We start from the raw sequence: 23,995 nt of genomic DNA, 5'->3' as shown, positions 1-23,995 counted from the left end.
GGTGCAGGGGCACTAGCCGGGATAGCGGGTGCTGTCACCACTGCTGGCGGAGGAGGGGGGACCTTGTTCACCACGGTTCCGCCGGTTGTCTCTGATGCTGCGTTCGTGACGGCACCGGAGACGCTGGCCTGTACGGCGGCTGGGCGGGTCGGGGCGTGGTCGGAGTTGGCCATGGCCCCGGAGTAGGCAGACTCGCCGTCGAGCGGCGGTGTGTAGAAGCCCATCCCCGTGTCCGCGGCCGAGGTGCTCGCGAAGAGCACTCCCATCACCCACGCGGCCATCATCAACCCACCGGTGACCGCGAGCCGGAACAGCAGTCGCGACCCGACGACTGACCGTGCCACGCGCATCACCGCCATCCCGGTTCCCTCATCGATCCGCCACAGACCGGTGTGACCAGGTCACTATCCAGCACCGGGCCATCCTTCTGCACCCTAACCGCGTGTGTTCCACCCGGAAAGACGGTGCACGGCGCCGGGTGCGCGGAACCCACCATCGCCTTGATCACCCACCGTGGAATCCACCGGACCGGGTGAATGTCGCGCCTCTTCCGAGCGAGTGCGTGGTTGCGACGTCACGGTGTCCGTTGTGCACACCGACCGCAGTGCTACCCCACTGTCCCGTCTGGCCGAACGCGAACGTGATTTGGTCTTGCACGATCCCGATGGACCCGGCGAGTGCCTGCTCCGTCGGGGGCAACTCGTTGTGCCGCGGTCCGCGCTCTCGACGACCGTGCGCGCCCTGGACCGGTGGATCGAATCGGTTGACCCCGCCGAGCACGCGGTGGTGCGCCTACGCGCGGGTGTCGACTGCGTCCAAGTTGCCGCTGACATGGCGGATCGCGTACCGGTCTCGGTCAACCATGTCCACACGGTCCTGACGGGTGCACCCGTCATGCACGGCACCGGAGCTGAACCTGTGTCGGCGGACCTACCGGCGGAACCCCCACGAGAGACGTGGGCGAAACAGGCGACTGTGCTCGTCCTCGACACAGGTATTGATCCACACCCGTGGTTCCTGAACCGCCCGTGGTTCGGCCACTGGGGGCTAGAGGTCCTCGATGGCGACGGTGATGGTGTCGCCGACCGGCAGGCCGGCCACGGAACATTCGTTGCCGGCGTCCTCCTGCGACATGCACCTGGCGTGACGATTCGCCAGTACCCGGTTCTGTCGGCGCAAGGTTTGACAGATGACCGGACTGTTGCGACCACGTTGCGTAGGGCGCGGTACCTGGCTGCTGCTCGTGGCGAACGCATCGACGTTCTCCTGATCAGCGCGGGGTGCCACACAACCGACAACCGTTGCCCGCCTGTTCTTGCCGACGAGTTGGCGTTCTGGCCGACAGTGGTGGCCGCCGCGGGCAACTCCAGTACGACACGGCCGTTCTGGCCTGCGGCCTTGCCCTCCGTGACGGCGGTAGCCGCATCAGGACCAGATGGCACCTTGGCTCCATTCTCCAACTGCGGTGAGTGGGTCGACCGCACTGCGCCAGGCGTCGACATCGTGAGCGCCCATGTGCGGCTAGTCGGTGGCCAGCGCCTCTATGGGGCCGCTCGGTGGAGTGGCACGTCGTTCGCCGCCCCCCAAGTGGCCGCCGAACTAGCTCGGTCAGCGGCCGATCGCCACAAACCCGAGACCAGGGTGCCGGGCCAGCGCGACACCGGTTTCAGAGCCTTCGGCTAGCTCCCGGTGCAGGCTTCTGACCAGCGCCGCCGCTCTGGCGTCCACAACCGGCAGAGTGCTGGCGACAACGGAGCGTGCGCCGTGGTCGAGGAAGACCCTCGGCAGGTCAAGAGCGGATTCGCACGCCGATAGCACTACCCGGGCAGGTAGACGCGGGATCCGAGCGATGTGGTGGCCGTATAGAGGCCCATCCGCCAACTCTAGGGACGAGAACAGCGGGGCACCCGGGCGGTGCGCACAATGCGCGGCGATGTGCACGGTGCCCACGTCCGCCATCGCTGTGAGCACGGCGTCCACGGTGGCATCGGCGCCGACGAGCAACGTGCCCCCGTGCTCTTGGTGTAGCTCCACGACCTCGAACTCCGCGTGCTCTAGCCGTGGTCCCGCGACCCAGAGATGCCCGGGTGGGACGTCACCTTCGGCGCGTAGCCAGTGGAGGGCTGATGGGGCCGTCACGACTGGTAGCCCGCGCAGCGTCGGGAAGGCTCCCCACGGGATCCAGTGCAATTCTCTCGTCAGGATCAACAGCGGTTGTCTAGGTATGTCGATCTTCGAGAAGATCTGCTGGTCCAATTCATCGAGCGCGCGATTGGCCGCGTCTTCGCCATGGCCGGTTGTGGCTAGAAGGGTCATCGAGGCTCGGACAGCAGTTGGGTCTACCTGGCCGAGGTCATGCAGACGGAAGCGGCCGTCGATCACCGACACGGCTGACGTGCATCCGTTGTGGTTGTAGAAACTCAGCAAGGTGGTGCTACCGAGAGCGTTGACCATCTCGGCCGGGGTCGGAACCTGCCCTAGTCCGTCGAGGGTTGCGCGTTCTCGCTCAACCCAGGTGAACACCGTCCGCGGGTGGGTGGCTGCGGCTCGTCCCGCCGCTGCCAGCTCGACCGAGCGCGGGTCGGCTCGAAGTCCGTTTCGGCAGGCGACGAGCGCGGCGGCGTTTGTCCGGGCCAGCCGTGCCTGCGCCAACCAGCCAAGCGCGCGTAGTGCGGGAACTGTCGATGAGCGCTGAGCGGCGACAAGTGACGCTTGATCGGCCGCCAACCGCAACCGGGCCGCCACGATCGGATCGCAATTCATGGCGACTCCGTTGACGTCGACCTGCTCGCCCAATGCGATGCGTGCATGCGCGGCCAAAGCTCTACCTTCATGTGAGTCGACCGACTGCGCTGCCGTGAGAGCTGCTTCTGCCTTGCCTGCGCGCAAGCAGCACGAGCTATAGGCGAGCATGGCTTCGTTGTAGGCGGGTCCACGCCCGGCTGCTCCTAGCAGCCTCCCTGCCCGAGACAGCGCCACCCCGGCCTCCTGCAATAGACCGCTCCCCATCAATGCCTTCGCGCGGTCGACAAGCACCTCTGGTCGGCTTGTCGGATCTATATCTGCCGAGTCGTACAGGGCCAGGGCTCGAGGAAGGTCGCCAGCTTCCGCCGCGACGAAGCCCTGGTTGTGCCTGCAGGTCGCTGCGCGCTCAAGCTCACCCAGTCCTGTGTAGAGCTCGTATGCGTCATCGAGTGCTTGATCCGCCCTGCTGAAGTGCCCGAGGTAGGCGGCGGAGATGCCTACGCCGACGAGCGCGTTCGCTCTCCACCGCAGGTCTAGTGATGGATCGACCGAGGCGGCTTCTAGCACCGGTAGCGCCGCCGCGTGCTTGCCGTCATGGCACAGGAGGAGACCGTTTAGGCAACCGGCACGCGCGTCATGAACCTGTTCGATGAAGTGGGCACTCGAGTCGCTATTGCCGAGTTGGTGATGGACCCAGGCCAGGGTGAGCCGCGATTCTGCGCGCTCATCCTCGGACGCGGCGGCAGCCAGGGCAGCCTCAGCGACCGTTCGCGCTTGCCGGGTCTTACCTGTCTCGTGCAGAGCCACGGCGGAGACCTGGAGTGCCTTCCAGGTCACCGCAGCCATGGCGACACGAGCGGGACGGCGTTGCTGCGGTGCAGGACCAGCCGGACCCGGCCGTCCGGGAGTTCGGTGGAGAAGGTGCCGAACGGGTCGAGGTGCAAGATCGTCAGGCCATCGCGGGAATGCAGCTCGACGTGCGTGACACCCAGGTCGCGGGTCACGAGTCCAGTGATCCGGTTGCTCAATTCGACCACCAGGCCGTCGCCCCGCCACGCCTCTCGAACTCCCCGGACCGGCACGCACGGCGCCGCGATCAGGTCCAACTCCGCCCAATCGATGCCCAGTAGCGCGCCCGCCGCGGCGGCAGCCTCCCGCACTCGGTTCGGCATTGGATCGAGGCGGTCAAGCACCGTGCGCAGCTCGGCGAGCAGCTCGTCGTCGGTGATCATCCTGTTGCCCCCTCCGGCATGCCCAGGATCGCCAGCTTCCGCCGCATGACATCCAGGCAGCGGGATCGAGTCGTGCTCACGCTGGCGTTCGCCACTCCGGTAGCCGTGGCCAATTGCGCATAACTGAGTTCTGGCGCGAACGCCATTAGGCCCAACAGTCGACGGCAGCGCTGACTGAGTTGTTCGAAAGCGCGCCACAACAGGTCGTCGCGATCGGATCGCAGTACCGACGCCTCAGGGCCATGGTCGTCTTGCGTGAGCATCCAGTCGATCCGGTCCGTGGAGACTTCGCGCGGGCGCGCGTTGATAACCCGCAGGCATTCGCGCCGGGCCGTGGTGGCCAGCCACGCGGCCAGACGCTCCGGGGTGCGGATGGTGACCGCCTTCTCGGCGAGCGTGATCCAGGTGCGTTGGCTGACGTCGGCCGCGTCGGCCACGTTCAGCCGGTGCGCCCTGGCCACCTGCCACACCAGCGGTGCGTAGCGGCCGACCAGCTCGCGCCACGCGGCTTGGTCCCCGTCGAGCGCGGCGCGCAACAAGTCCGGAGTGGACGGTGCATTCACGCTGCTCTCCCTTCTGAAGTGGACTGTTCGCCGCTTCAGACGGGGCCTTCCGGTCGGCCGCTCCCGGCGACCCTCGAAGGTGTGAAAGTCGATCCGCCCGGCCTGTGGATGAATGAGGCCATTGTGGATAAACGAACGTCACCTTGTTGAGTGATGACAGCCCGATCGCCGCCGTGGCTTCCTGGACACAGCGGCAGAAAGGAAGGTGATGCGCAATCAGTGAAGTCGGTGCAATCGGGAGATCGCCTCGTCGAGCACCTCGTCGCGCTTGCAGAAGGCGAACCGGACGATGTGGCGCCAGCGGTCCGGGTTGTCGGTGAAGACCTGCACGGGGACGGCGGCGACGCCGATCTTGTCGGGCAGGGCTCGGCAGAACTCCAGGCCGTCGGTGAAGCCCAGCGGGCGGACATCGGCGCACACGAAGTAGGTGCCCTCGGCGGCGCGGACGCCGAACCCGGCCTCGGCCAGCCCGGCCGACAGTCGGGTCCGCTTGTCCGCCAGCCCGGCCCGCAGGTCGGCCACCCAGGCCGATTCGGACCGCAGGGCGTGCGCCACGGCGGGCTGGAACGGCGCGCCACCGACGAACGTGAGGAACTGCTTGGCCGCGCGCACCGCCGCCACCAACTCGGCGGGGCCGCACACCCACCCGATCTTCCAACCGGTGCAGTTGAAGCTCTTGCCCGCGCTGGAGATCGTCAGGGTCCGCTCGGCCATCCCGGGCAGCGACCCGAGTGGGACGTGTTCCCGGCCGTCGAAGAGCAGGTCCTCGTAGACCTCGTCGGTGATCGCCAGCAGGTCGTGCTCCTGGCAGAGCTCGGCGATCGCGGTCAGCTCGTCGCGGGTCAGGACGGTGCCGGTCGGGTTGTGCGGGGTGTTGACCAGGATCACCTTGGTCTGCGGGGTGATGGCGGCGCGCAGGGCGTCCACGTCGAGGCCGAACCGGCCGGACGGCTCCTCGACGAGGGCGACGACCCGGCGCTGTCCACCCGCGAGGGCGACCGAGGCGGCGTACGAGTCGTAGTAGGGCTCGAACAGCACCACCTCGTCCCCGGTGTCGACCAGGGCGAGCAGGGCGGCGGCGATCGCCTCGGTGGCGCCGACGGTGACCAGGATCTCGGTGTCCGGGTCGAACTGGGTGCCGTAGCGGGCCCGTTGCTCGGCGATGGCCGCCCGCAGCTCCGGGCGGCCGGGGCCGGGTGGGTACTGGTTGACGCCCGAGGCGATGGCTTCCTGGGCGGCGGTGAGCATGCCCGCGGGGCCGTCGGTGTCGGGGAAGCCCTGGCCGAGGTTGACCGCGCCCGCGCGTACGGCCAACGCGGTCATCTCCGCGAAGATCGTCGAGGTGAACGGCTGTAGGCGGGGCACGAGGCTGGTTCGGGGCACGGTAGGCAATCCTCACGGAGAATGGGGGTGTGGAGCAACTGGCACCGGTCCCCGGCGAGGTCGAGAAGCGGCTCGCGCTGCGTCGGATGAAGCTCGTCGCCCTGGCCTTCCTCGGCGCGGCGACGGCGATCTTCCTGGTCACAACCTTCTGGCAGTCGGCGGGCGCGCCCGGCTGGGTGGGGTACCTGAAGGCGGCGGCCGAGGCGGGGATGGTCGGTGCGCTCGCCGACTGGTTCGCCGTCACGGCGCTGTTCCGCAGGCCGCTCGGGTTGCCGATCCCGCACACCGCGATCATCCCGACCAGGAAGGACGCGCTCGGCGACAGCCTCGGTGAGTTCGTCGGCACGAACTTCCTGTCCGAGGAGGTCGTGCGGGAGCGGCTGCGCCGGGTCGGGGTCGCCGCCCGGTTCGGGCAGTGGCTGGCCAAACCGGAGAACGCCGAGCGGGTCACCTCGGAGTTGGCCACGGTGATGCGCGGGGCGGTCACGGTGCTGCGCGACGACGACGTGCAGGCCGTGGTCGAGCAGGCCGTCGTGTCGCGCATCGTGGGCGTGCCCTGGGGTCCGCCGCTGGGCAAGCTGCTCGAGCGGGTGTTCGCCGACGGGTCGCACCACAAGTTGGTCGACCTGATGTGCGATCGCGCCTACGACTGGGTCAAGGGGAACTACGACCAGGTCATGAACGTCGTGGCCGACCGGGCGCCGTCGTGGTCGCCGAAGTTCTTCGACTCGCTGGTGGCCGACAAGGTCTACGGCGAGGTGGTGAACTTCGCCTGGGCGGTGAAGACCGACGTCAACCACCCGATGCGGGTCGCCCTGGACACCTTCCTCGGCGAGTTCGCCGCCGACCTGCAGCACGACCCGAAGGCGATGGCCCGCGCGGAGACGGTCAAGCAGCAGGTGCTCGACCACCCCCAGGTGCAGAACCTCATCGGTTCCACCTGGTCCACCGCCAAGAAGATGCTGCTCGACGCCGCCGAGGACCCGTCAAGCGAGCTGCGCACCCGGGTCCGCTCCGGTCTGACCACGCTAGGTACCAAGCTGGCCAGCGACGACGGCCTGCGCACCAAGGCCGACAGCTGGTTGGAGGGCGCGGCCGCGTACATCGTCCTCAACTACCGGGACGAGATCACCACCCTGATCACCGACACCGTCCAGCGGTGGGACGCCGACGAGACCGCCCGCAAGATCGAGCTCCAGGTCGGCCGCGACCTGCAGTTCATCCGGATCAACGGCACCGTGGTCGGCGCGCTCGCCGGTCTGCTGATCTACGCGGTCGCGCAGGTGATCGGCTAGCCGGGTCCGGCGGCGTACCCGCGCCAGGGGTCAGCCGAGTTTGGCGCGCTCGCGCCAGGCCCTGGCCTTCTCCCGGTTGCCGCAGACGCGCATGGAGCACCAGGTGCGGGAGCGGTTGCGGGAGCGGTCGTAGAACGCCCAGCGGCAGTCGTCGGCCGGGCAGATCTTGATCCGGTGCCACTCGCCGAGGACCGCGAGCCGGGTGGCGGCGGCGAGGGCGGCACCGGCCGCCGTGGTGGCGACCAGGGTCGGCGTCTGGTCGACCAATTCGATCCGGACCGCGGTCGGCGGTGGCGGCGGGGCGGGGTGGCCGCCGATCGCCGCGCGCAGGCCGTCCCGGATGGCCCGGGCAGCGGGGTCGTCGGTCAGGTTCCGGCTGGTCAGCCAGGCCTGCCAGCCCACGGGGTCATCGAAGAGGTCGGTGTGCTGCTCGAAGTCGGTGGTGTTCAGGAAGTCGAGGAGCAGCTCCACATCGCTGTCGCTGCTGTCCTCAGCGCTACTCACGACACCACTGTAGGCCGAATACCGGTTGCTCCTCCCCGAGCTAACTCGCATACTCCTTTAGCTGGTTACGCCTACCCCGGGAGACCCCATGACCACCGCTGTTCCCCGCCTGTCCGCCGTCGTCCTCGACTGCCCCGACCCGCTCGCGCTGTCCGGCTTCTACGCCGAACTGCTGGACTGGCCGAAGGACGCCGAACCGGCCGACGACAACGCCTGGTCCACCATCCGGGGCGAGGGCGGGCGGATCGACTTCCAGCGCATCGACGACTACGTGGCGCCGACCTGGCCGAACCCCGAGCGCCAGCAGATGGTGCACCTGGACCTCGAGGTGCGTGACCTCGCCGCCGCGCACGAGCGGGCCGTCGCGCTCGGCGCCCGGCTGCTGGACCGGTCGAGCACCTCGTTCTGGGTCTACGCCGACCCCGCCGGGCACCCGTTCTGCCTCTGCGCCTGCTGAGCGCGTGCGTTTGCGCTGATCACCTTGCTATTCCTCAGGTGTATACACGTGGGGTACAGTGTCCGGCATGTCAATCGGACACGCACTGCTCGGGCTGCTGGAGACCGGTCCTCGGCACGGATACGACCTCAAGCGCGTCTACGACGAGCGGTTCGGGCACGACCGGCCGCTCGCCTACGGCCAGGTCTACTCGACGCTGTCCCGGTTGCTCCGCAACGGACTCGTGGAGGAGCGCGGTGTTGAAGCTGGTGGGGGACCTGAGCGCAAGCGCTACGCGATCACCGACGCGGGTGTCACCGATGTCTCGGAGTGGCTCGTGACCCCGGAGAACCCGCAGATCTACCTGCAGAGCGCGCTCTACACCAAGGTCGTCTTAGCGCTGATGTCCGATCGCGACGCCGAGGAGGTGCTCGACGCGCAGCGGTCGGCGCACCTGGCGTCGATGCGCGAGCTGACCGCCCGCAAGCGCGCCGGTGACCTCACCGACCAGCTGATCTGCGACCACGCGCTGTTCCACCTGGAGGCCGACCTGCGGTGGCTCGAGCTGACCGCGGCCCGCCTCGCTGACCTGGCCAAGCAGGTGACCGGGTGAGCGAGGTCCTGCTCAGCGGCACCAACCTGGGGAAGGCCTTCGGGCGCACCGCCGCCCTCGACGGCGCCTCCATGCTGGTGCACGACAACGAGATCGTCGCCATCCTCGGGCCGTCCGGGTCGGGCAAGTCGACCCTGCTGCACTGCCTGGCCGGGATCGTCGCGCCCGACTCCGGCACGGTCGCCTTCCGCGGCCGCGAACTCGGCCGGATGACCGACAAGGAGCGCAGTGCCCTGCGGCGCACCGAGTTCGGCTTCGTCTTCCAGTTCGGCCAGCTCGTCCCCGAGTTGTCCTGTGTGGAGAACGTGGCGCTGCCGCTGCGGCTCGGGGGGATGCGCCGCAAGGACGCCGAGGTCAAGGCCAAGGAGTGGATGGACCGGATCGAGGTCGGCCACCTGCTCGACAAGCGCCCCGGCGAGGTCTCCGGCGGGCAGAGCCAGCGGGTCGCGGTGGCCAGGGCACTGGTGACCGGGCCCAAGGTGGTCTTCGCCGACGAGCCGACCGGCGCGCTCGACTCGTTCAACGGCGAGCAGGTGATGCGCCTGCTCGTGGACACCGCCCGCGACACCGGCGCCTCGATCGTGCTGGTCACGCACGAGGCCAGGGTCGCGGCCTATTCCGACCGCGAGGTCGTCGTCCGCGACGGTAAGACCCGTCAGGTCGCGTTAGCCCACTAAGCGCTGCCCGGTGCGTGGGGATCCGCGTGGTTCCCGGGTGCGCGGGCGCGGGTGACGAGTAGGTCCACACAGGTTGTCGAGGGGGAGAGGCGGTCCGGTGAGGGCCTGGTTGAACGACTTCGGGATCGGCGTGCGGTTGGCCATCTCGGGTGGTCGGACCTCGTTGGCGCGGTTCGTGCTCAGCACCATCGGGGTCGGTCTCGCGGTGGCGGTGTTGCTGCTCGCCGCCTCCGTCGGGCCGATCCTGGACGCGCGGGCGGCGCGTGAGCTCTCGACCGCGCCCGACATGGCGCCAATCGCCGGTGTCGCGCCGACGTTGCAGGTGTCCCTGCCGTCGTTGGCGGACGGGCGCCGGATCGGCATGGTCTACCTGCGGGGCACCGGCGCGAACTCGCCCGTGCCCGCGGGGATCCCCAGGCTGCCGGGGCCGGGCGAGATGTTCGTGTCGAAGGCGCTGGCCGAGGTGATGACCGAACCCGCGCTGCGCGACCGCTTCACCGAGCGGGTCGTCGGCACCATCGACCACCAGACAGTCCGCGATCCGCAGGAACTCATCGCTTACCTGGGTAGCGCCGACCTGCAGGACTCGCCCGCGCTGCGCGTGTACTCCGTCTACAAGTTCGGCTTCCCACCGCAGGACGGCAGACCGCTGGAGCAGGACGCGCTGCTGTTGCTCCTGCTCGGCAGCATCGCCGTGTTGATCCCGGTGTTCATCTTCCTGGTGTCCAGTACCCGCATCGCGGGCATCGAGCGCGACCGCAGGCTGTCCGCGCTGAGGCTCGTCGGCTGCGACAACAGGCAGATCCGCCGGGTCGCCGCGGCTGAGGCGCTGGTCAGCTCGATGTCCGGGCTGGTGCTGGGTGCGGGCCTGTTCCTGATCGGGCGGCAGTTGGCTGCCAAGGTCACCTTGTTCGGCGCGAGCGTGTACCCCGACGACATCGTCCCGGTCTGGTGGATGGCCGGGTTGGTGGTGCTCGCCGCGCCGGTGCTGGCGGTGTTCGCGGCGCAGTTCGCGTTGCGCCGGACGATCATCGAGCCGCTCGGCGTCGTCCGGCACAGCAAGCCGACGAGCAGGCGCATGCTCTGGCGCTTCGCGGTGGTCATCTCCGGGATCGTGATCCTGGGCTGGCGGGTCAACCAGGACGCGACGACGGGTCCGCCCGACTCGGCGATCTGGGCGGTCACCGTCGCTGCCGGGGTGACCCTCGTGCTGCTCGGGGTCCCCGCGCTGCTGCCGTGGCTGGTCGAGCGCTCGGTCAGCCGGTTGCGCGGCGGTCCGACGTCGTGGCAGATGGCGGTCCGCAGGCTGCAGCTCGACAGCGGCACGTCCTCCCGGGTCGTGAGCGGTGTCGCTGTCGTGCTCGCCGGTGCCATCGCGATGCAGGCGACCTTCGCCTCGCAGGCTGACGAGCTCGAGATCACCTACCAGTACACGACCAGCTACACCCGTGCGAGCGCCTACGTCCTCCAGCCCGGGATGGCCGAGGCCGAGCGGGTGCTCGACTCATCGCCCGCGGTGGGTGCGTGGAGCCTCACCCGCAGTGTGGAGCTGCGCATCGGTGACCGCACGATGCTCGCCGAGGTGATGAACTGCGATCTCGCCACCAGGATGCGCAAGGTCCCCGATTGCGTCGACGGCAAGGTCTACCGCGAGGACGACATCGACTTGTCGGCGTTCCCGACCGGGAGCAAAACCACCATCTACGTCCCCTCCTTCGACAACTCCAGCGGGATGGCACCCGCGGGTGAGTGGGTCGTGCCTCAGGGCATCGTGTCCATCCCCTACCGCGACGGGCCGGACGCCTACATCCAAGCCATGCTCTTGTTGACCCCTGGTGCCATCGCGCAACTCCCCCCGATCAAGGCCGCAGCGACCTACACGATCCAACTCAACGATTCCGTCCCGGCTGCGGGAGATCGCTTGAGGGATGCCCTGAGTCCGCTGTCGTGGCGGGCGGGGGTGACAACGTCCGAGAGCAGGCTCTACAACAGCCAGCAGGAGACCTACCTGACCATCCGCCGCGGTCTGCTGATCGGTGCGGTGTTCACACTCTTGTTGGCTGGTCTCAGCCTGCTTGTGCTGGCTGTGGAACACATCCGGGAGCGCAAGCGCCCGTTGGCTGTCCTAGCGGCGGGCGGGGTCCCGACGGCAGTTCTCGCCCGCTCCCTGCTTTGGCAGATCGCGATACCGATCACCCTCGGCGTGGTGGTCGCGGTCTTGCTGGGGACGGTCTTGGCGGTGCAGATGATGCTGGTCATGCACAACCCGCTGCTCATCGACTGGGTAGGTGTTACGACCATGGCGGGTACCGCGGCAGCTCTTGTCCTACTCGTCTCTTTGTTGACCCTGCCGTTCCTGCGTAGCGCTACCCGCTTGGACTCGCTGCGCACTGAGTGAGGCACCGCCAGAGGCCGTCACTGGGGGTCGGCCTCTGGCGTGTGGCCTTGGGCCGCTCGCTGGGAGGAGGTGAGTTGGAACAAGCGCAGCGCGAGTTGGATCTCTAGAGCACGCTCAGGGGTTTGCCAGTCAGCGCCGAGCAGGGAACCGATCCGCTCCAACCGCTGGACGACCGTGTTCACGTGCACGTGGAGGTTCTCTTTGGCCCGGGTGAGGTTGGCGCCCGCGGTGAAGTAGGCCTCGATGGTACGTAGGAGCTCGGTTCCCCTGCGGTCGTCGTATTCCAGGACAGGGCCAAGTGTGCTGTGCACGTAGCCTTCCAAGTCGGCGTCACCGAGCAAGAGGCCAACGAAACCGAGGTCGGACATAGTGCCGCCTTCGCCAGTGCGGCCCAACGCCAGCATTGACCGGACACAGCGCATCGCTTCAGTGTGTGCGGCCACTAGACCCTCGACGCCGCACGCAGGTCCGGCAGCGCCAACGGTCACCGGTGAGTCCACAGTGGAAGTAAGAGACTCGGCGACTCTTGCGGCAAGAGCGCTGGGGTCGTCGGTGCGTGCGAGTAGGGCTACCTGATCCGCGTGCACGCCGATCAGCACCGCGAAACGGTTCGCCGCGGAGAGAAGGCGCCGCCGGGACACCTGGTCCGCCGTGATCACCAGAACCGCGTAGGCCTCGCCGAGGTCCACCCCCAAGCGGTGGCCACGCGCCACGAGCGCGGCGGGATTGCGGTCCGGCGCGGCGAGCAGGTCTGTCAACAACTCGCCACGAACTTCGTCTTCGGCCTGCGCGACTGACCGGCGCAGCATGAGGAGCAGCGCTGTGACCACGCCCGCGCGTTCGAACAGCCGCCGATCCGCGTCTGCCAGGTCAGGCCTGCCAGTGAGCAGGAGGCTGCCGAGAAGCTCTTGCCCTGCCTGGACCGCACAGACCCAACCGTCTTCGGTTGGCACAGCGCGGCCTGAGGTCCGAGCGGCGGTTACAGCCTCATCGGTCACAGACGCCTGGCTGTCCCCGACGTGCGCAAGCTCTACCCCGGTTGCGTCGAACACGGCAATGTCGCCGTGGAGCACCTCCGCCACGGCTGCCGCGATCTCCGGTAGGTCACCCCCACGCAGGATCAGGTCGGTGAGCTTGTCGTGAGCGTCTTCGGCGCGCCGCATGGCTTCGTTGTGGGCGCTGATCGTGCCGTTCGCGGTGTTGAGGTTGTCGAGCGCTAGGCGGGTCTCGTCGAGCAGCCGTGCGTTGTCGATCGCGATGGCGGCGTGGTCTGCCAGGGACGATGCCAAGGCGACCTCGTCTGGTGAGAAGTCCCTGGCTGAGCGGTCTGCGGCAAACAGGACCCCGATGACCTTGCCGCCAACGGCCAAGGGGACGCCCAAGATCGCCGTAATACCTTCATCGTGCACCGACGAGTCGATAGGCGTCGTGTGTCTGAAGCGAGGGTCGGCGAAGTAGTCGCGGGTGGCGTAAGGCCGGGCTGTTTGCGCTACCAGCCCTCCCAGGCCCTCGCCCATCCCTAGCGTCACCTGCTGGAACAGGGCGGACGCCGAGCCGTCGGTGACTCGCATGTATGTCCGGCCGGTTTGCTCGTCGTTGAGCGTCAGGTAGGAGACGTTGACCCGTAGCAGCGTCCTCGTCCGCCGCACGATCGATCGCAGTACCGCGTCCGTGTCGCGTAGACGTGCCAGGTCGCTGGCTGTGTCGAAGAGGGCGGTTAGCTCTGCCTCGCGCCTGCGGTGCGCCACGAGGGTCTGCCGTACCTGGAGGGCGTACTCGGCGGCCTGGTCGACGGCGGCAAGCTCATCAGCATTCAGCCCTGCTGCCCGTGCTGTTACCGCTACCTGGGCCAGCCGTTCTCCACTCGCTCCGGTGGCGAGTAGTCCGACCAGTTCACGCACGGCGTCGTGGGCCCTCACGGACGACATGGTCGCACCAATCCGCACCAACCGCGTGTACGGCTCGGGGCCGCCCGGTTCGTGGACGGTCCCGAGCGGTTGGCTCGATAGGGCGGACTTGTTTGCGTGGGGCCCCTACGACACCCGTGGAAGGTCCGCAAAGCAGGGGCCGAAATGACTGGCCCTGCCGCGAGGAAACGCTACGGGTGTCCACACACACGCAAACCAAGTCCGCCCCATCGAGCAGGAACAGGAGTGCACAGCCGGGTCACGCCGGTACGCGAGCGGTCGTGGGCTCGGGCTCGGCGAGCGATTGGCCACGGGTCTCCCGCGCGGCCAGCACCGCGACGGTGGTGATCGCGCACATCCCCACCAGGTAGAGCGACACCGGCAGTGTGCTCCCGTACCGCTGGAACAAGGCCGTCGCGATGAGCGGCGCTAGCGCTCCAGCGGCGATCGAGGACAGTTGGCCTCCCACTGACAGGCCCGTGTAGCGCACCCGCGTGGGGAACTGCTCGGAGAAGAAGGCCGCTTGCGGGCCGTACATCGCGCCGTGGAGCGTTAGGCCTACCGTGGCCGCCAAGATGATGACGCCAGGCGAGCGCGTGTTCAGAAGCGCGAAGAACACAAAGGCCCACACCGCCATGGCCACGGCACCGAACAGGTAGACCGGCCGCCGCCCGAGGCGGTCAGACAGCGCACCCCATAGCGGAATGCTGACGAAGTGCACGGCGGAGCCGATCATCACGGCGTTGAGCCCAATTGTCTTCGCCAAGCCCAACCCGGTGGTGACGTAGACCAGGATGAAGGCGGTGATGATGTAGTAGGACACGTTCTCGGCCATACGCGCGCCGATGGTGACCAGGACCCGTTGCCAACTGTTCCGGAAGACCTCCACCACCGGCACATGTGGCTCCGCGTGTTGAGCTGCTTTGGCCTGGGCGTCGAGGAACACCGGTGACTCGGTCACGGTCAGCCGGATCCAGAGTCCGATGAGCACCAAGACGCCGGACAGCAGGAACGGGACACGCCAACCCCAGGCCAGGAACGTCGCATCCGACTGGACCGTCGCCAACAGCGCTAAGACGCCCGTGGCCAGCAGGTTCCCGCCCGGAGCGCCGCACTGCGGCCAAGACGCCCAGAACCCGCGCCGTTCTGGAGACCCGTGCTCGGAGACGATCAGCACGGCACCGCCCCACTCGCCTCCCAGGGCGAACCCTTGGACCAAGCGCAGCACGGTAAGCAAGATCGGTGCGGCCGCTCCTATAGCGGCGTAGGTCGGCAGCAGGCCCATCGCGAAGGTAGACCCGCCCATCAGTAACAGGCTAAGGACGAGCAAGCGTTTGCGACCTATTCTGTCGCCGTAGTGCCCGAAGATCAGCCCGCCGATGGGCCTGGCCATGAAGCCGACCGCGTAGGTCAGGAACGCCAGCAACGTGCCGGTAAGAGGGTCCGCTGTCGGGAAGAACAGCTTGTTGAACACCAGAGCTGCGGCCGACGTGTAGAGGAAGAAGTCGTACCACTCGATGGTGGTGCCGATCAGGCTCGCGCCGACGATCCGCACAAATGGCTTGGACATGGCGGGTCACTCCTATCGGTTCAGTTGGCTGTCCAGCCGCCGTCGACCGGGATCGAGGTGCCGGTGACATTGGCGGTGTGCGGGCCGCACAGCCACACGACGGTGGCGGCGACGTCTTCCGGTTCGACCAGCCGCTTGATCGGCGACCGGTCCAAGAGCACTTGCTCTACGACCTCGTCGGCGCCCACCCCGTGCGCGCGGGACTGCGCCTCTATCTGCCCGGTCACTAGAGGCGTGCGTACGTAGCCGGGGCTGACGCAGTTGCTCGTCACCCCGTGCGGTGCGCCCTCTATCGCGGTGACCTTCGACAGGCCCTCCAGCGCGTGCTTAGCGGTGACGTAGGCAGCCTTGTACGCGCTGGCCCGCAAGCCGTGGACGCTGGAGATGTTGACCACCCGCCCCCACCCACCCGCGTACATGTGCGGCAGGACGCGGCGGACCAGCAAGAACGGCGCGGTGACCATCACCAGTTGGATCAACTCGAACCGCTCCGGCGGGAACTCGTGCAGCGGTGCGACGTGCTGCAACCCGGCGTTGTTGATCAGGACGTCGACCTCGGCGGGCAACGCCGCCACCGAGGTGGGGTCGGCGAGGTCGACCACGTGCGCCACCCCGCCGACCTCGGCGGCGACCGCCTCGGCCGCGGGTCCCGCCCGGTCGACGACGTGCACTTTCGCGCCCGCCGCCGCCAGCGCGAGCACGCATGCCCGGCCGATCCCGCTCGCGCCGCCGGTCACCAGGGCGGTGCGCCCGGCGAGGTCGCCGATGTGATCCGGACCACTTGTCATAGCTGATCACGGTAGGTAGCGCGGTCCCGATCGACCATGTGTGCGACGCCTACAACCTGGTACTCACAGATGTTGATCGTGGCTATGCCGACATGCGCACCAGTAACTGCGTAGTCTGATGAAGTGATTTGTCCGAAGTGCCAAAACGTGATGCGCACCGTCGACCGCCTTGGCGTGCACATCGACCAGTGCGATGGGTGTCGGGGCATCTTCCTCGACCGTGGTGAGCTCGAGCAGATTGCCGCGGCTGAGCAGCGCCACTACACGGCGGCGGCACCGCCGCCCCCGTACCAGGGTGCGCCGACGCCGCCTCCTGCCGCTTACCCGGCTCCCGCGGCGCCGTACCCGCCTCAGGGGTACGCGCCCGGCTACCGCGACTCGCCCCCTGGGTACCGCGACTCGCCTCCCGGGTACGGCCACCATGGCGGCCACGGTGGCCACTATGGGCACAAGAGGCGGAAGAAGAGCTTCCTCGAAGACCTCTTCGACTAGTCGCCGTTGAACCCGATGATCTGCGCGGCCTGCGGTGAGTGGGCCGACGTACCTCGGGTCGACGGTGATGTCCTGGTCTGCGGGTTGTGCGGACATCGGGAGCCCTTCTCGCGGCTCCCGATGTTCGCCCTGACCGGGCCAAGCGGCACCGGTAAGTCCACCGTGTGCCGCGGCCTTGGCGCGCTCCTAGGCGACCACGCCGTCGTCCTGGAGCAGGACGTGCTGTGGATCGGCGCCTTGCGCGACCCCGAGGACGACTACGGGTCGTTCCGGCAGACCTGGCTGCGGATGGCGGCCATGGTCAACCAGAACGGTCGCCCGACGGTGCTGTGCGGCACCGTCGCCCCGCCCCAGTTCGAACGTCGGCCTGAACGCGCCCTCTTCTCGGACATCCACTACCTCGCACTGGTGGCCGACGATGACGTCTTGGCCCGCCGACTGCGCGGCCGCCCTGCCTGGCGCGGCTGGGATGACGAGCAGCGCATCGCCGACATGCTCGCCTTCAACACGTGGATGAAGACGACTGAGACAGACCCACCGATGCGACTGCTGGACACCACAGATGCCACGGTGGAAGACACGACGAAGGCCGTGGCGGACTGGGTCTTAGGCCATCTCAAGCCCCGGTAGTGCCATCTATCGCTTCGCGCAAGAAGTCCGCGTGACCGTTGTGCCGGGCGTACTCGTGGATGAGATGCAGGATCACGAGCCTGAGTGACACGTCTGCCTCCCACCGTGGGAAGTACCCGGTCACATCAAGCGACTCCGCTGCCTTCTCGACCTCGCGCGAGTGCGCCACCTCCCGCTGCCACGTCGCCAACGCCTCGGCGGCTGTGGCGCCTTCGAGGTTGAAGGCCTGCTGGTAGTCGCCGCTGTCGGACCACACGAACGGCAGGTCCTCCTGGTTGATGACCCTGCGGAACCAGGTCCGCTCCACCTCGGCCATGTGCCGCAGCAGCCCCAGCAAGGTCAACTCCGACGGCGGGGACGCCTGTCGGTGCATGTCCTCCTCCGGCACGCCAGCGCACTTCATCTCCAGCGTCGCGCGGTGGAAATCCAGGAACGCTCGAAGCGTTTCCCGCTCCCCGCCGGTCAGCGGCGGAGCTATCCGTTCAGTCATGTGCTCAAGCTTCGCGCAGCGATCCGGTGCGGAGCTCGGCAGGCCAACCTGCGGTTGGCGTCCGAGTTCGCTCGATCCGGTGGCGATGTCCGCACTGCGTGGCTGTGATCGACCGCACTGACCTGCGCAAGCAGTCCGCTTGCAGGAGCTAGCACCGGGGCGTACCGTCGGAAGCGGCACGAGGAGGCGGTACCGGTGGACGACAACGAGGGCAGTGCGATGGACAGGGTCGCCGACCTCGGGCGCGGGATCGGCGAGTACATCAAGCACCAGCGCAACACCGCCAAGATCTCGCTGCGCCAGCTGTCGAGGTTGGCGGGCGTCTCCAACCCCTACCTCAGCCAGATCGAACGTGGCCTGCGCAAACCCAGTGCCGAGATCCTGCAGCAGATCGCCAAAGGGCTCAGGATCTCCGCCGAGGCGCTGTACGTGCAGGCCGGGATCCTCGACCTCCCGGCCGGGGGCCCGGTCACCGACGCCGTACGCGCCGACCGTGACCTGACCGAGCGGCAGAAGCAAGTGCTGTTGGACGTCTACGACTCCTTTCGCAGGGAGAACGCCGACAAGGCAGCCGCCGCTAAGTCCACTGTGGAAGCCGAACCGAGGAGTGAAGATGACGCTGCCCAAGACTGAAGACGTGCGTAAGGCAGGTGGGCAGGCTGCCGCCGCCGTGAACACCGCGATCGAGCAGGCCCGTACCCCGCTTCTTGCCGCGCTCGGCGCCGGTGACCTCGCCGCGAAGGCCGTGGTTGACGCCGTCAACAAGGCCAAGGCTCGCGCGGAGGCCACCCCGAACGAGTTGCGCGGCAAGTTCGACCCGGCTGAGCTGCGCAAGCTCGTCGAGGAGTACACCGCCGCCGCGCTCCGGCTCTACCAGGGCCTTGCGGAGCACGGCGAGGATGCCCTCGGCAAGCTGCGCTCGCAGCCGCAGGTCAAGAAGCTCGAAGAGGCCATCGAGGCTGCCCAGACTCGCGTTGGCGTTGCCGCTGGGGACGCGCGCACGCTGGCCGAGGACGTGCTGGCCAAGGTGACCGGCAAGACCCGTGAGGCTGGCGAGAAGGCCGCCGAGACGGCGGAGACCATTGCCGCTGATGTCGCCGAGGCCGTGGTTGACGCTGGTGACGAGGTAGCCGAAGAGGCCCGTAGTGCCTCTCGTCGGGTCGCCAACCGCAAGCCCGCGGCTCGTAAGCCCGCTGCTAAGCCGACCGCCGAGTGACGACGGTCCGACCCCTGACCTCGTGCGTCACCCCTCGGGTGGGCGCGCGGGGTCTTGTGGTGGACCCGGGTGGATCGCACGTACGCTGACGGGGTGCCCGATTCCGCGCTTTTGATCCTGAAGGTCATCGACTGGGCCGCGGTGCCGGTCGCGGCCTTCGCGCTCATCCACGCGCTGCTGCAGCGGCCGGACGCGTACTCGGCCGCCGAGCGCCTCACCAAGCCCGCCTGGGTCGGTATCACCGCTGGCGCCACCGCCGCCCTGCTGCTGTTCAGCTTCGCGGGCACCGGGTGGATCTTCTGGATGGCGGGCCTGGTCGCCGCGCTCGTCTACATCGTCGACGTGCGGCCGAGGCTGATCGAGGTGCAGCGCGGCCAGCGGTGGTGATCGCCCGGGCACACGGCTCGGGAGATCCACGCACCCTCATCGTCCCGGGGTTGGGCGCCACTGCGGGTGAGGCCCGCATCCCAGCGTCAGGGCTACCTGGCACTCGGATCGTGTTGACGCTTCCTTCGCACGCTGACGCTGCCGACGCCTCGCTGGACTACTGGCATTACCCGACGATCGCCGCTGACGTCCGCAGTGCTCTAGACGGTGTCAGGCAGGCCATCGGGGTGTCCTTGGGTGCGGCAGCCCTTAGCAACCTCGTATCCACTGAGCCTGATGTGCTCGACCGGCTTGTGTTGATGCTGCCTGCCGCTCTTACCCAACCGCGGCCATCGGCGTCTGCCGCGCACGTGCTGGAGATGTCGACGGCGGCATTGAACGGTGATCGGGCCCGCCTTCGTGCGCTTGTCGCTGCCGACGCTCCCGGCGGCCTGGACGACTACGTCAACGAGCGCACTGACGCGCTGCTGCGCTTGGGTCCGGCTCTTGCCGCCGTTGCGACGCAGATTCCAGTACCAGATCCGATGCCACTTACTCATGTCACCGCAGAAGTGCTCATAGTTGCGGCTACCGGTGATTTGTTGCATCCGCTCGAGACAGCGCAAGAGGCCGCGGTCGCCTTCCCTAAGGCGACCATGGTCCAGTTTGATTCGCCCGCGCCGATGGTCACCCACCGCCGTGAGTTGCGTTCGCTGTTGTCGGACTTCCTCGGCGTACCCTCTGCCGGGTGAACTGGACCATCGCCGGGACGCTCACCGTGCTCCCCGCCGCTGAGCACCCCGAATTGCTCGCCGACCCCGTCGCGAAGGCCCTTGCGGCGCTCGCTGCCGACCGCGTGGGGGTCGCTGAGATCGACCCCGAGCTCGCCGACACCGCGGCCTTCTGCGAGCACTACGGGTCCCCGCTGGGTGCCTCGGCGAACTGCGTGGTCGTGCTTGGCAAGCGCGGGGGCGAGGAGCGCTTGGCGGCGTGCCTGGTCCTTGCGACGACGCGTGCCGACGTCAACGGTGTCCTGCGCAGGCGTCTGAACGCCCGCAAGGCTTCCTTCGCGCCGATGGACCTAGCCGTCGAACAGAGCGGAATGGCCTACGGGGGCATTACCCCGGTTGGATTGCCGCAAGAGTGGCCGCTGTACGTAGACGCCGCTGTTGCCGCTGCCCCTGAACTCGTCATCGGTAGCGGTATCCGTGGAAGCAAGCTGCTCGTGACCGGTGACTTGATGGCCGCGCTACCCGGCGCTGAGGTCGTTGACGACCTCGCCCGATAGACCGAACGAGCGGCGTTGGCCCCGACGATCGTCGGGATGACGCCACATTCCCTGTTCCCCCACGCTTTCGGTGTGCTTGCATACGGCCCGTGAGCGGGTCGAGAGGGGCTATCACGTGACTACACAGACTGAAGTCGACGGCACGGTTGTTGAACGGGCGACCATTCGAGTGGGGATCGTCGACGACGAACCGATGGCGCGCGCCTTCGTCACCAAGATCCTGGGGGCCGCCGCGGACGTGGCGGTCGTCGCGGAGGGGGCCGACGGCGCCGACGCGCTTGAGCTGGTCCGGACCACTGAACTGGACGTCCTGCTGCTGGACCTCCGCATGCCGCGGATGGACGGCCTGGACGCGCTGCGCGAACTGCGCAGACAGCCGAGAGTGCCCGCGGTTGTCGTGCTGACCACCTTCCACGCCGACCAGGCCGTGGCCACCGCGCTGCGGCTCGGCGCCAAGGGGTTCCTGCTCAAGCACATCGAGCCCGCCGAGCTCGTGCGCGCCGTGCGGGTGGCGGCCAACGGGGGTGCCGTGCTGGACCCCACGCTGACCAACGACCTGATGGGCCACCTGGCCACCCACCACCTCGACCGCATCGGCGCGGCCGCCGAGGTCGCTCGGCTCTCCGCGCGGCTGCGCGACGTGTTGAGGCTGGTCGGGATGGGGCGCAGCAACGGTGAGATCGCCGAGGAACTGCGCCTGTCCGATTCCACCGTGCGCGGCTACGTCTCCGAGATCCTTGCCGCTACCGGTTGCGCCAACCGGGTCACCGCCGCCGTTCTAGCGCAGCGCGCCGGTCTACTGGACTGAGGTGTAAGACTCGAGGAACGAGACAGCCTCGGTAGCGTCATCGGTGACCAGGATCCACTGCTCCGCCGGACGCCCCTTGGCGAGTTTGCGTACCAATGGCGCGGCCGGGACCTCTTCGGTCCAGAACCGCTCGCCGAGGAACACCATGGGCGCGGCAGGGCCAACCGAGCCGTAGTGATTCTGGGTGTAATCCTGGAACACTTCTTGCACGGTGCCCGCGCTACCCGGGGTGTAGATAATGCCGCCCGTTGCCACGGTCAGCAGGCCCTCTTCGCGAACCGAGTTCTCGAAGTACTTCGCGTGCAACTCGCAGAATGGATTGGGCGGTTCGTGCCCGTAAAACCAGGTGGGCAAGCCGATGGTTCGAGGGAGGCTGCTGGTCGGTAGATCTACCGCCAGGCCTGCGGCCAACCAACGGCCGATCTCCGCCGCGTCCACTGTCGTGCCGCTGGCGAACTTCGGAGCTGCCGACAAGACCTTCACCACGTCGTCCACACCGGACATGTCGGCCAACCGAACACCCAGCGGCACGGCCTCCATGGCACCCGGGCCGCCGCCGGTCAGCACGGTGAACCCCGCCTGGCCCAACAGCACGCCTAGCTCCACCGCGCTGCGATAGCCGTCAGAGTCGCGAGTGAGAGCGTGACCACCCATCACCGCGATAGGCATACCGGTGAGGATGTCGCTTAGAGCCTCGCTGATGCCGTGGTCGTGCAGCCGCTCGGCCAAGGCGTGCAGCGGGTCCGGCGGGTAGCCCTGTTCGCGCGTGTGTTGATAGATCCGTGCGTCGGGGGTGAGCGCGTAGGTCTCGGGATGGTCCGGATCGAAGTCCTCGAAGAGCTCTTCCGGCGTATAGAGGTGCGACCGGTACACCTCGTACGGCAGGCCCGGCACCGCCGGGAACAACAGGGCACCTGCCGCGTGGGCGCGTCGCTGGCTCTCTGGGCGCAACGTGCAACCCAGGAACAGGGCACCGTCAAGGGAGGTACGGAGTAAGGCGTCGTCACCGGGGTCCGTTAGGTCTAACCGGACAAGAACGGCATTGCGCAGGTCCAGCCCGTTCTCACGGTGCTCGCGCAGGCTTGACAAATCGGCGATCTCGAGGCGCACGGCGGTAGCCTACGGACGCCAGGTAACCGACGTACGGAGAATGATGAACCAGGTCCAGGCGCTCGCCGAACGCACGATCGCCGCCCCCGTCGACCGCGTCCGCGCGGCCGTGGCCGACTACCGGGAGACCCGGTCGCGGATCCTCACCGGACACTTCAGCGACTACGAGGTCAAGTCCGGGGGCACCGGCGCGGGAACGGTAGTGCACTGGCGACTGCAGGCCACCAAGAAGCGGGTGCGGGACTGCCTGTTCGAGGTGAGCGAACCCACCCCGGGTGCGCTGGTCGAAGCGGACCGTAACTCCACCTTGGTCACCACGTGGACGGTCGAGGGCAACGACGCCACCTCGACTGTGCGGATCGCCACGACCTGGGAAGGCGCCAACGGCGTCAAGGGCTTCTTCGAGCGCACCTTCGCGCCCGCCGGACTTAAGCGCATCCACGACGAGTTGTTGGCCAACCTCGCCGCGGCGCTCTAGGTGCCTAGCCCAACGCTTGCATGAACGGGGCATGAATGGCTTGGCGGTCGCCGGGTAGTGGGCGACCGCCAAGAGTCATCAGATCGCAGCGGAACACCGGCTCTAGACCGTGCTCGGCCAGCCACTGGCCCAGTTCTGGGTGCTTGTTGTCGATGTCGACCCGGATCGGGCCGTTGGCGTCTGCTGCCAAGTCGGCGATGAGTGCGCGAGCATCGGCAGGGTCAACTGCGATGACGGGACCAAGGATCGTGGATTGCATCTTGGTGCCGGGACGCCAACTCGACGCGTAGCCGACAAGCTCGCCATCCCGCTCGACCACGCGCACGCGGTCGGCGAAGTCGAATAGTCCTGACAGGACGTTGGATCGGTCCACGCCGAACGTCGCCGCGTCAAACGCCAAAATGGCGGCCAGGTCCCCCTGGTCCGCCACTGTGGTTCGCCTACTCGGCCCGGCTTTGAGAACGCCGGTACGGGCGTCGACCTCCGTCAATGAGCGGAAGCCGAGTCGTTCGTAGAGGGGGCGGCCCGTCGAGGTCGCGTGCAGGTGCACGGTCGCCTCGCCCGCCTGGGCAACCGCGTGGCGAACCACGCGGGTGCCCAGGCCTTGCCGTGCGTACTTGGTGGCGACCAGCACCATGCTGATCGCGGCCAAGTCCCCGGATGTGGTCAAGATGGTGGACGCGACCAAGTCCCCCGACTGGTCGACGATCCCGTAACCCTGCCCGACATCGAGCAGGAACTCCCATTTGCGGTCCTCGTAAGGCCACTCGCGGTCGGCGGCGAGCGTAAGGCAGGGAATCAGGTCAGTAGTGGACAACTCTTGGACATGCATGGTGCGAACCTCCCCAGTGGTCACACCAAGATCGTGCCGCGTGTTTGCCTTGTGTCGCAACCGAATTAGCGGGCATAGCGGGAACTCGCCCGTTCGTCAAACGGCTATCCACACCCGATCGTGTCAATGACAGCCCCGGAACCCGCGCCTACCTTGGAATCAGAAAGCGAGTCC

At 67.8% G+C, this 23,995-nt stretch carries 26 protein-coding genes; 15 read left to right on the top strand and 11 right to left on the bottom strand.

Translation table 11 applies throughout. The features are described 5' to 3' along the window. Nucleotides 1-831 precede the first annotated feature (831 nt). A complete protein-coding gene (locus tag LV75_RS23465; protein ID WP_308211024.1) occupies nt 832-1,683 on the top strand; it encodes a S8 family peptidase in 852 nt (283 codons plus the stop codon). Here the strand turns inward: LV75_RS23465 and LV75_RS23460 are convergent. The 4 genes from LV75_RS23460 to LV75_RS23445 form a co-directional block, all read right to left on the bottom strand. Beyond that, entirely contained in the window at nt 1,609-3,591 is a 1,983-nt protein-coding gene (locus LV75_RS23460) for a CHAT domain-containing protein (RefSeq protein WP_253889138.1), read from the bottom strand. The genes LV75_RS23465 and LV75_RS23460 overlap by 75 nt on opposite strands. Further along, entirely contained in the window at nt 3,579-3,977 is a 399-nt protein-coding gene (locus LV75_RS23455) for a hypothetical protein (protein WP_253889137.1), read from the bottom strand. Before LV75_RS23455 ends, LV75_RS23460 begins: the two co-directional genes overlap by 13 nt. Beyond that, on the bottom strand, nt 3,974-4,540 hold the full coding sequence (locus tag LV75_RS23450; RefSeq protein WP_253889136.1) for an RNA polymerase sigma factor: 567 nt from the start codon (nt 4,538-4,540) through the stop codon (nt 3,974-3,976). The genes LV75_RS23455 and LV75_RS23450 overlap by 4 nt, the downstream gene beginning before the upstream one ends. A 216-nt stretch (nt 4,541-4,756) precedes the next feature. After that, nucleotides 4,757-5,923, bottom strand: coding sequence for a pyridoxal phosphate-dependent aminotransferase (locus tag LV75_RS23445; RefSeq protein WP_253889135.1), 1,167 nt, complete (start codon nt 5,921-5,923; stop codon nt 4,757-4,759). An 86-nt stretch (nt 5,924-6,009) separates the two neighbouring features. On the opposite strand from LV75_RS23445, the gene LV75_RS23440 reads away from it, so the two are divergent. Next, nucleotides 6,010-7,218, top strand: coding sequence for a DUF445 domain-containing protein (locus LV75_RS23440; protein ID WP_253889192.1), 1,209 nt, complete (start codon nt 6,010-6,012; stop codon nt 7,216-7,218). Between the two features lie 30 nt (nt 7,219-7,248). On the opposite strand, the gene LV75_RS23435 is transcribed toward LV75_RS23440, so the two are convergent. Further along, nucleotides 7,249-7,722 (bottom strand): CGNR zinc finger domain-containing protein, encoded by a 474-nt coding sequence (locus tag LV75_RS23435; protein WP_253889134.1) that lies wholly within the window; start codon nt 7,720-7,722, stop codon nt 7,249-7,251. A gap of 88 nt (nt 7,723-7,810) precedes the next feature. Between LV75_RS23435 and LV75_RS23430 the strand changes: the two genes are divergently transcribed. The 4 genes from LV75_RS23430 to LV75_RS23415 all read left to right on the top strand — a co-directional run bounded on the left by LV75_RS23430 (nt 7,811) and on the right by LV75_RS23415 (nt 11,846). Next, entirely contained in the window at nt 7,811-8,179 is a 369-nt protein-coding gene (locus LV75_RS23430) for a VOC family protein (RefSeq protein ID WP_253889133.1), read from the top strand. 67 nt (nt 8,180-8,246) lie between these two features. Then, nucleotides 8,247-8,771 (top strand): PadR family transcriptional regulator, encoded by a 525-nt coding sequence (locus tag LV75_RS23425; RefSeq protein ID WP_253889132.1) that lies wholly within the window; start codon nt 8,247-8,249, stop codon nt 8,769-8,771. After that, on the top strand, nt 8,768-9,448 hold the full coding sequence (locus tag LV75_RS23420; RefSeq protein WP_253889131.1) for an ABC transporter ATP-binding protein: 681 nt from the start codon (nt 8,768-8,770) through the stop codon (nt 9,446-9,448). The genes LV75_RS23425 and LV75_RS23420 overlap by 4 nt, the downstream gene beginning before the upstream one ends. Before the next feature lie 97 nt (nt 9,449-9,545). Next, nucleotides 9,546-11,846 (top strand): FtsX-like permease family protein, encoded by a 2,301-nt coding sequence (locus LV75_RS23415; protein WP_253889130.1) that lies wholly within the window; start codon nt 9,546-9,548, stop codon nt 11,844-11,846. Nucleotides 11,847-11,863: 17 nt separating this feature from the next. Here the strand turns inward: LV75_RS23415 and LV75_RS23410 are convergent, their stop codons facing one another. The 3 genes from LV75_RS23410 to LV75_RS23400 form a co-directional block, all read right to left on the bottom strand. Then, a complete protein-coding gene (locus LV75_RS23410; protein WP_253889129.1) occupies nt 11,864-13,774 on the bottom strand; it encodes a helix-turn-helix domain-containing protein in 1,911 nt (636 codons plus the stop codon). 238 nt (nt 13,775-14,012) lie between these two features. After that, entirely contained in the window at nt 14,013-15,323 is a 1,311-nt protein-coding gene (locus LV75_RS23405) for an MFS transporter (protein WP_253889128.1), read from the bottom strand. Between the two features lie 20 nt (nt 15,324-15,343). Then, complete coding sequence (locus LV75_RS23400) at nt 15,344-16,111, bottom strand: 3-hydroxybutyrate dehydrogenase (RefSeq protein ID WP_253889127.1); 768 nt, start codon at nt 16,109-16,111, stop codon at nt 15,344-15,346. Nucleotides 16,112-16,234: 123 nt separating this feature from the next. Between LV75_RS23400 and LV75_RS23395 the strand changes: the two genes are divergently transcribed. Then, complete coding sequence (locus LV75_RS23395; RefSeq protein WP_308211022.1) at nt 16,235-16,603, top strand: TFIIB-type zinc ribbon-containing protein; 369 nt, start codon at nt 16,235-16,237, stop codon at nt 16,601-16,603. A gap of 15 nt (nt 16,604-16,618) precedes the next feature. Then, nucleotides 16,619-17,233, top strand: a complete 615-nt coding sequence (locus LV75_RS23390) for a P-loop nucleotide/nucleoside kinase family protein (RefSeq protein WP_253889190.1) — start codon at nt 16,619-16,621, stop codon at nt 17,231-17,233. On the opposite strand, the gene LV75_RS23385 is transcribed toward LV75_RS23390, so the two are convergent. Further along, nucleotides 17,220-17,723, bottom strand: coding sequence for a DinB family protein (locus tag LV75_RS23385; protein ID WP_253889126.1), 504 nt, complete (start codon nt 17,721-17,723; stop codon nt 17,220-17,222). The two genes, LV75_RS23390 and LV75_RS23385, sit on opposite strands and share 14 nt — an antisense overlap. Before the next feature lie 219 nt (nt 17,724-17,942). Between LV75_RS23385 and LV75_RS23380 the strand changes: the two genes are divergently transcribed. The 6 genes from LV75_RS23380 to LV75_RS23355 all read left to right on the top strand — a co-directional run bounded on the left by LV75_RS23380 (nt 17,943) and on the right by LV75_RS23355 (nt 21,401). Next, nucleotides 17,943-18,356 carry a helix-turn-helix domain-containing protein gene (locus tag LV75_RS23380; protein WP_253889189.1) on the top strand — a complete coding sequence of 138 codons (414 nt, stop codon included), beginning with the start codon at nt 17,943-17,945 and terminating at the stop codon, nt 18,354-18,356. Beyond that, nucleotides 18,337-18,939, top strand: a complete 603-nt coding sequence (locus LV75_RS23375; protein ID WP_253889125.1) for a hypothetical protein — start codon at nt 18,337-18,339, stop codon at nt 18,937-18,939. The genes LV75_RS23380 and LV75_RS23375 overlap by 20 nt, the downstream gene beginning before the upstream one ends. A gap of 93 nt (nt 18,940-19,032) precedes the next feature. Then, complete coding sequence (locus LV75_RS23370) at nt 19,033-19,326, top strand: DUF2516 family protein (RefSeq protein ID WP_204449200.1); 294 nt, start codon at nt 19,033-19,035, stop codon at nt 19,324-19,326. Between the two features lie 110 nt (nt 19,327-19,436). Further along, nucleotides 19,437-20,057, top strand: coding sequence for an alpha/beta fold hydrolase (locus LV75_RS23365; protein WP_253889124.1), 621 nt, complete (start codon nt 19,437-19,439; stop codon nt 20,055-20,057). Next, nucleotides 20,054-20,593 carry a YbaK/EbsC family protein gene (locus LV75_RS23360; RefSeq protein ID WP_253889123.1) on the top strand — a complete coding sequence of 180 codons (540 nt, stop codon included), beginning with the start codon at nt 20,054-20,056 and terminating at the stop codon, nt 20,591-20,593. Before LV75_RS23365 ends, LV75_RS23360 begins: the two co-directional genes overlap by 4 nt. A 115-nt stretch (nt 20,594-20,708) precedes the next feature. Beyond that, nucleotides 20,709-21,401 carry a response regulator gene (locus LV75_RS23355; protein WP_253889122.1) on the top strand — a complete coding sequence of 231 codons (693 nt, stop codon included), beginning with the start codon at nt 20,709-20,711 and terminating at the stop codon, nt 21,399-21,401. Here LV75_RS23355 and LV75_RS23350 read toward each other — a convergent pair. Continuing rightward, nucleotides 21,390-22,511 (bottom strand): LOG family protein, encoded by a 1,122-nt coding sequence (locus LV75_RS23350; protein ID WP_253889121.1) that lies wholly within the window; start codon nt 22,509-22,511, stop codon nt 21,390-21,392. The genes LV75_RS23355 and LV75_RS23350 overlap by 12 nt on opposite strands. A gap of 43 nt (nt 22,512-22,554) precedes the next feature. Between LV75_RS23350 and LV75_RS23345 the strand changes: the two genes are divergently transcribed. Next, the gene (locus LV75_RS23345) at nt 22,555-22,989 is read left to right on the top strand and encodes an SRPBCC family protein (RefSeq protein WP_253889120.1); all 435 of its coding nucleotides are present in this window, start codon (nt 22,555-22,557) and stop codon (nt 22,987-22,989) included. A gap of 4 nt (nt 22,990-22,993) precedes the next feature. Here LV75_RS23345 and LV75_RS23340 read toward each other — a convergent pair whose 3' ends face one another. After that, a complete protein-coding gene (locus LV75_RS23340) occupies nt 22,994-23,845 on the bottom strand; it encodes a GNAT family N-acetyltransferase (protein WP_253889119.1) in 852 nt (283 codons plus the stop codon). Nucleotides 23,846-23,995 lie beyond the last annotated feature (150 nt).

The organism is Actinokineospora diospyrosa, from assembly GCF_024171925.1.
In the GTDB taxonomy this organism is placed as follows: Bacteria; Actinomycetota; Actinomycetes; order Mycobacteriales; family Pseudonocardiaceae; genus Actinokineospora; species Actinokineospora diospyrosa.
Note: the sequence above shows the minus strand (reverse complement) of the source record. Positions and strands in the feature narration are given on the sequence as shown.

Coding starts and splice junctions, on each gene's coding strand:
- LV75_RS23465 (WP_308211024.1), top strand. CDS start 832: ATGGCGGATCGCGTACCGGTCTCGGTCAACCATGTCCACACGGTCCTG.
- LV75_RS23460 (WP_253889138.1), bottom strand. CDS start 3,591: ATGGCTGCGGTGACCTGGAAGGCACTCCAGGTCTCCGCCGTGGCTCTG.
- LV75_RS23455 (WP_253889137.1), bottom strand. CDS start 3,977: ATGATCACCGACGACGAGCTGCTCGCCGAGCTGCGCACGGTGCTTGAC.
- LV75_RS23440 (WP_253889192.1), top strand. CDS start 6,010: ATGAAGCTCGTCGCCCTGGCCTTCCTCGGCGCGGCGACGGCGATCTTC.
- LV75_RS23430 (WP_253889133.1), top strand. CDS start 7,811: ATGACCACCGCTGTTCCCCGCCTGTCCGCCGTCGTCCTCGACTGCCCC.
- LV75_RS23425 (WP_253889132.1), top strand. CDS start 8,247: ATGTCAATCGGACACGCACTGCTCGGGCTGCTGGAGACCGGTCCTCGG.
- LV75_RS23410 (WP_253889129.1), bottom strand. CDS start 13,774: ATGTCGTCCGTGAGGGCCCACGACGCCGTGCGTGAACTGGTCGGACTA.
- LV75_RS23405 (WP_253889128.1), bottom strand. CDS start 15,323: ATGTCCAAGCCATTTGTGCGGATCGTCGGCGCGAGCCTGATCGGCACC.
- LV75_RS23400 (WP_253889127.1), bottom strand. CDS start 16,111: ATGACAAGTGGTCCGGATCACATCGGCGACCTCGCCGGGCGCACCGCC.
- LV75_RS23390 (WP_253889190.1), top strand. CDS start 16,619: ATGATCTGCGCGGCCTGCGGTGAGTGGGCCGACGTACCTCGGGTCGAC.
- LV75_RS23385 (WP_253889126.1), bottom strand. CDS start 17,723: ATGACTGAACGGATAGCTCCGCCGCTGACCGGCGGGGAGCGGGAAACG.
- LV75_RS23380 (WP_253889189.1), top strand. CDS start 17,943: ATGGACAGGGTCGCCGACCTCGGGCGCGGGATCGGCGAGTACATCAAG.
- LV75_RS23375 (WP_253889125.1), top strand. CDS start 18,337: ATGACGCTGCCCAAGACTGAAGACGTGCGTAAGGCAGGTGGGCAGGCT.
- LV75_RS23345 (WP_253889120.1), top strand. CDS start 22,555: ATGAACCAGGTCCAGGCGCTCGCCGAACGCACGATCGCCGCCCCCGTC.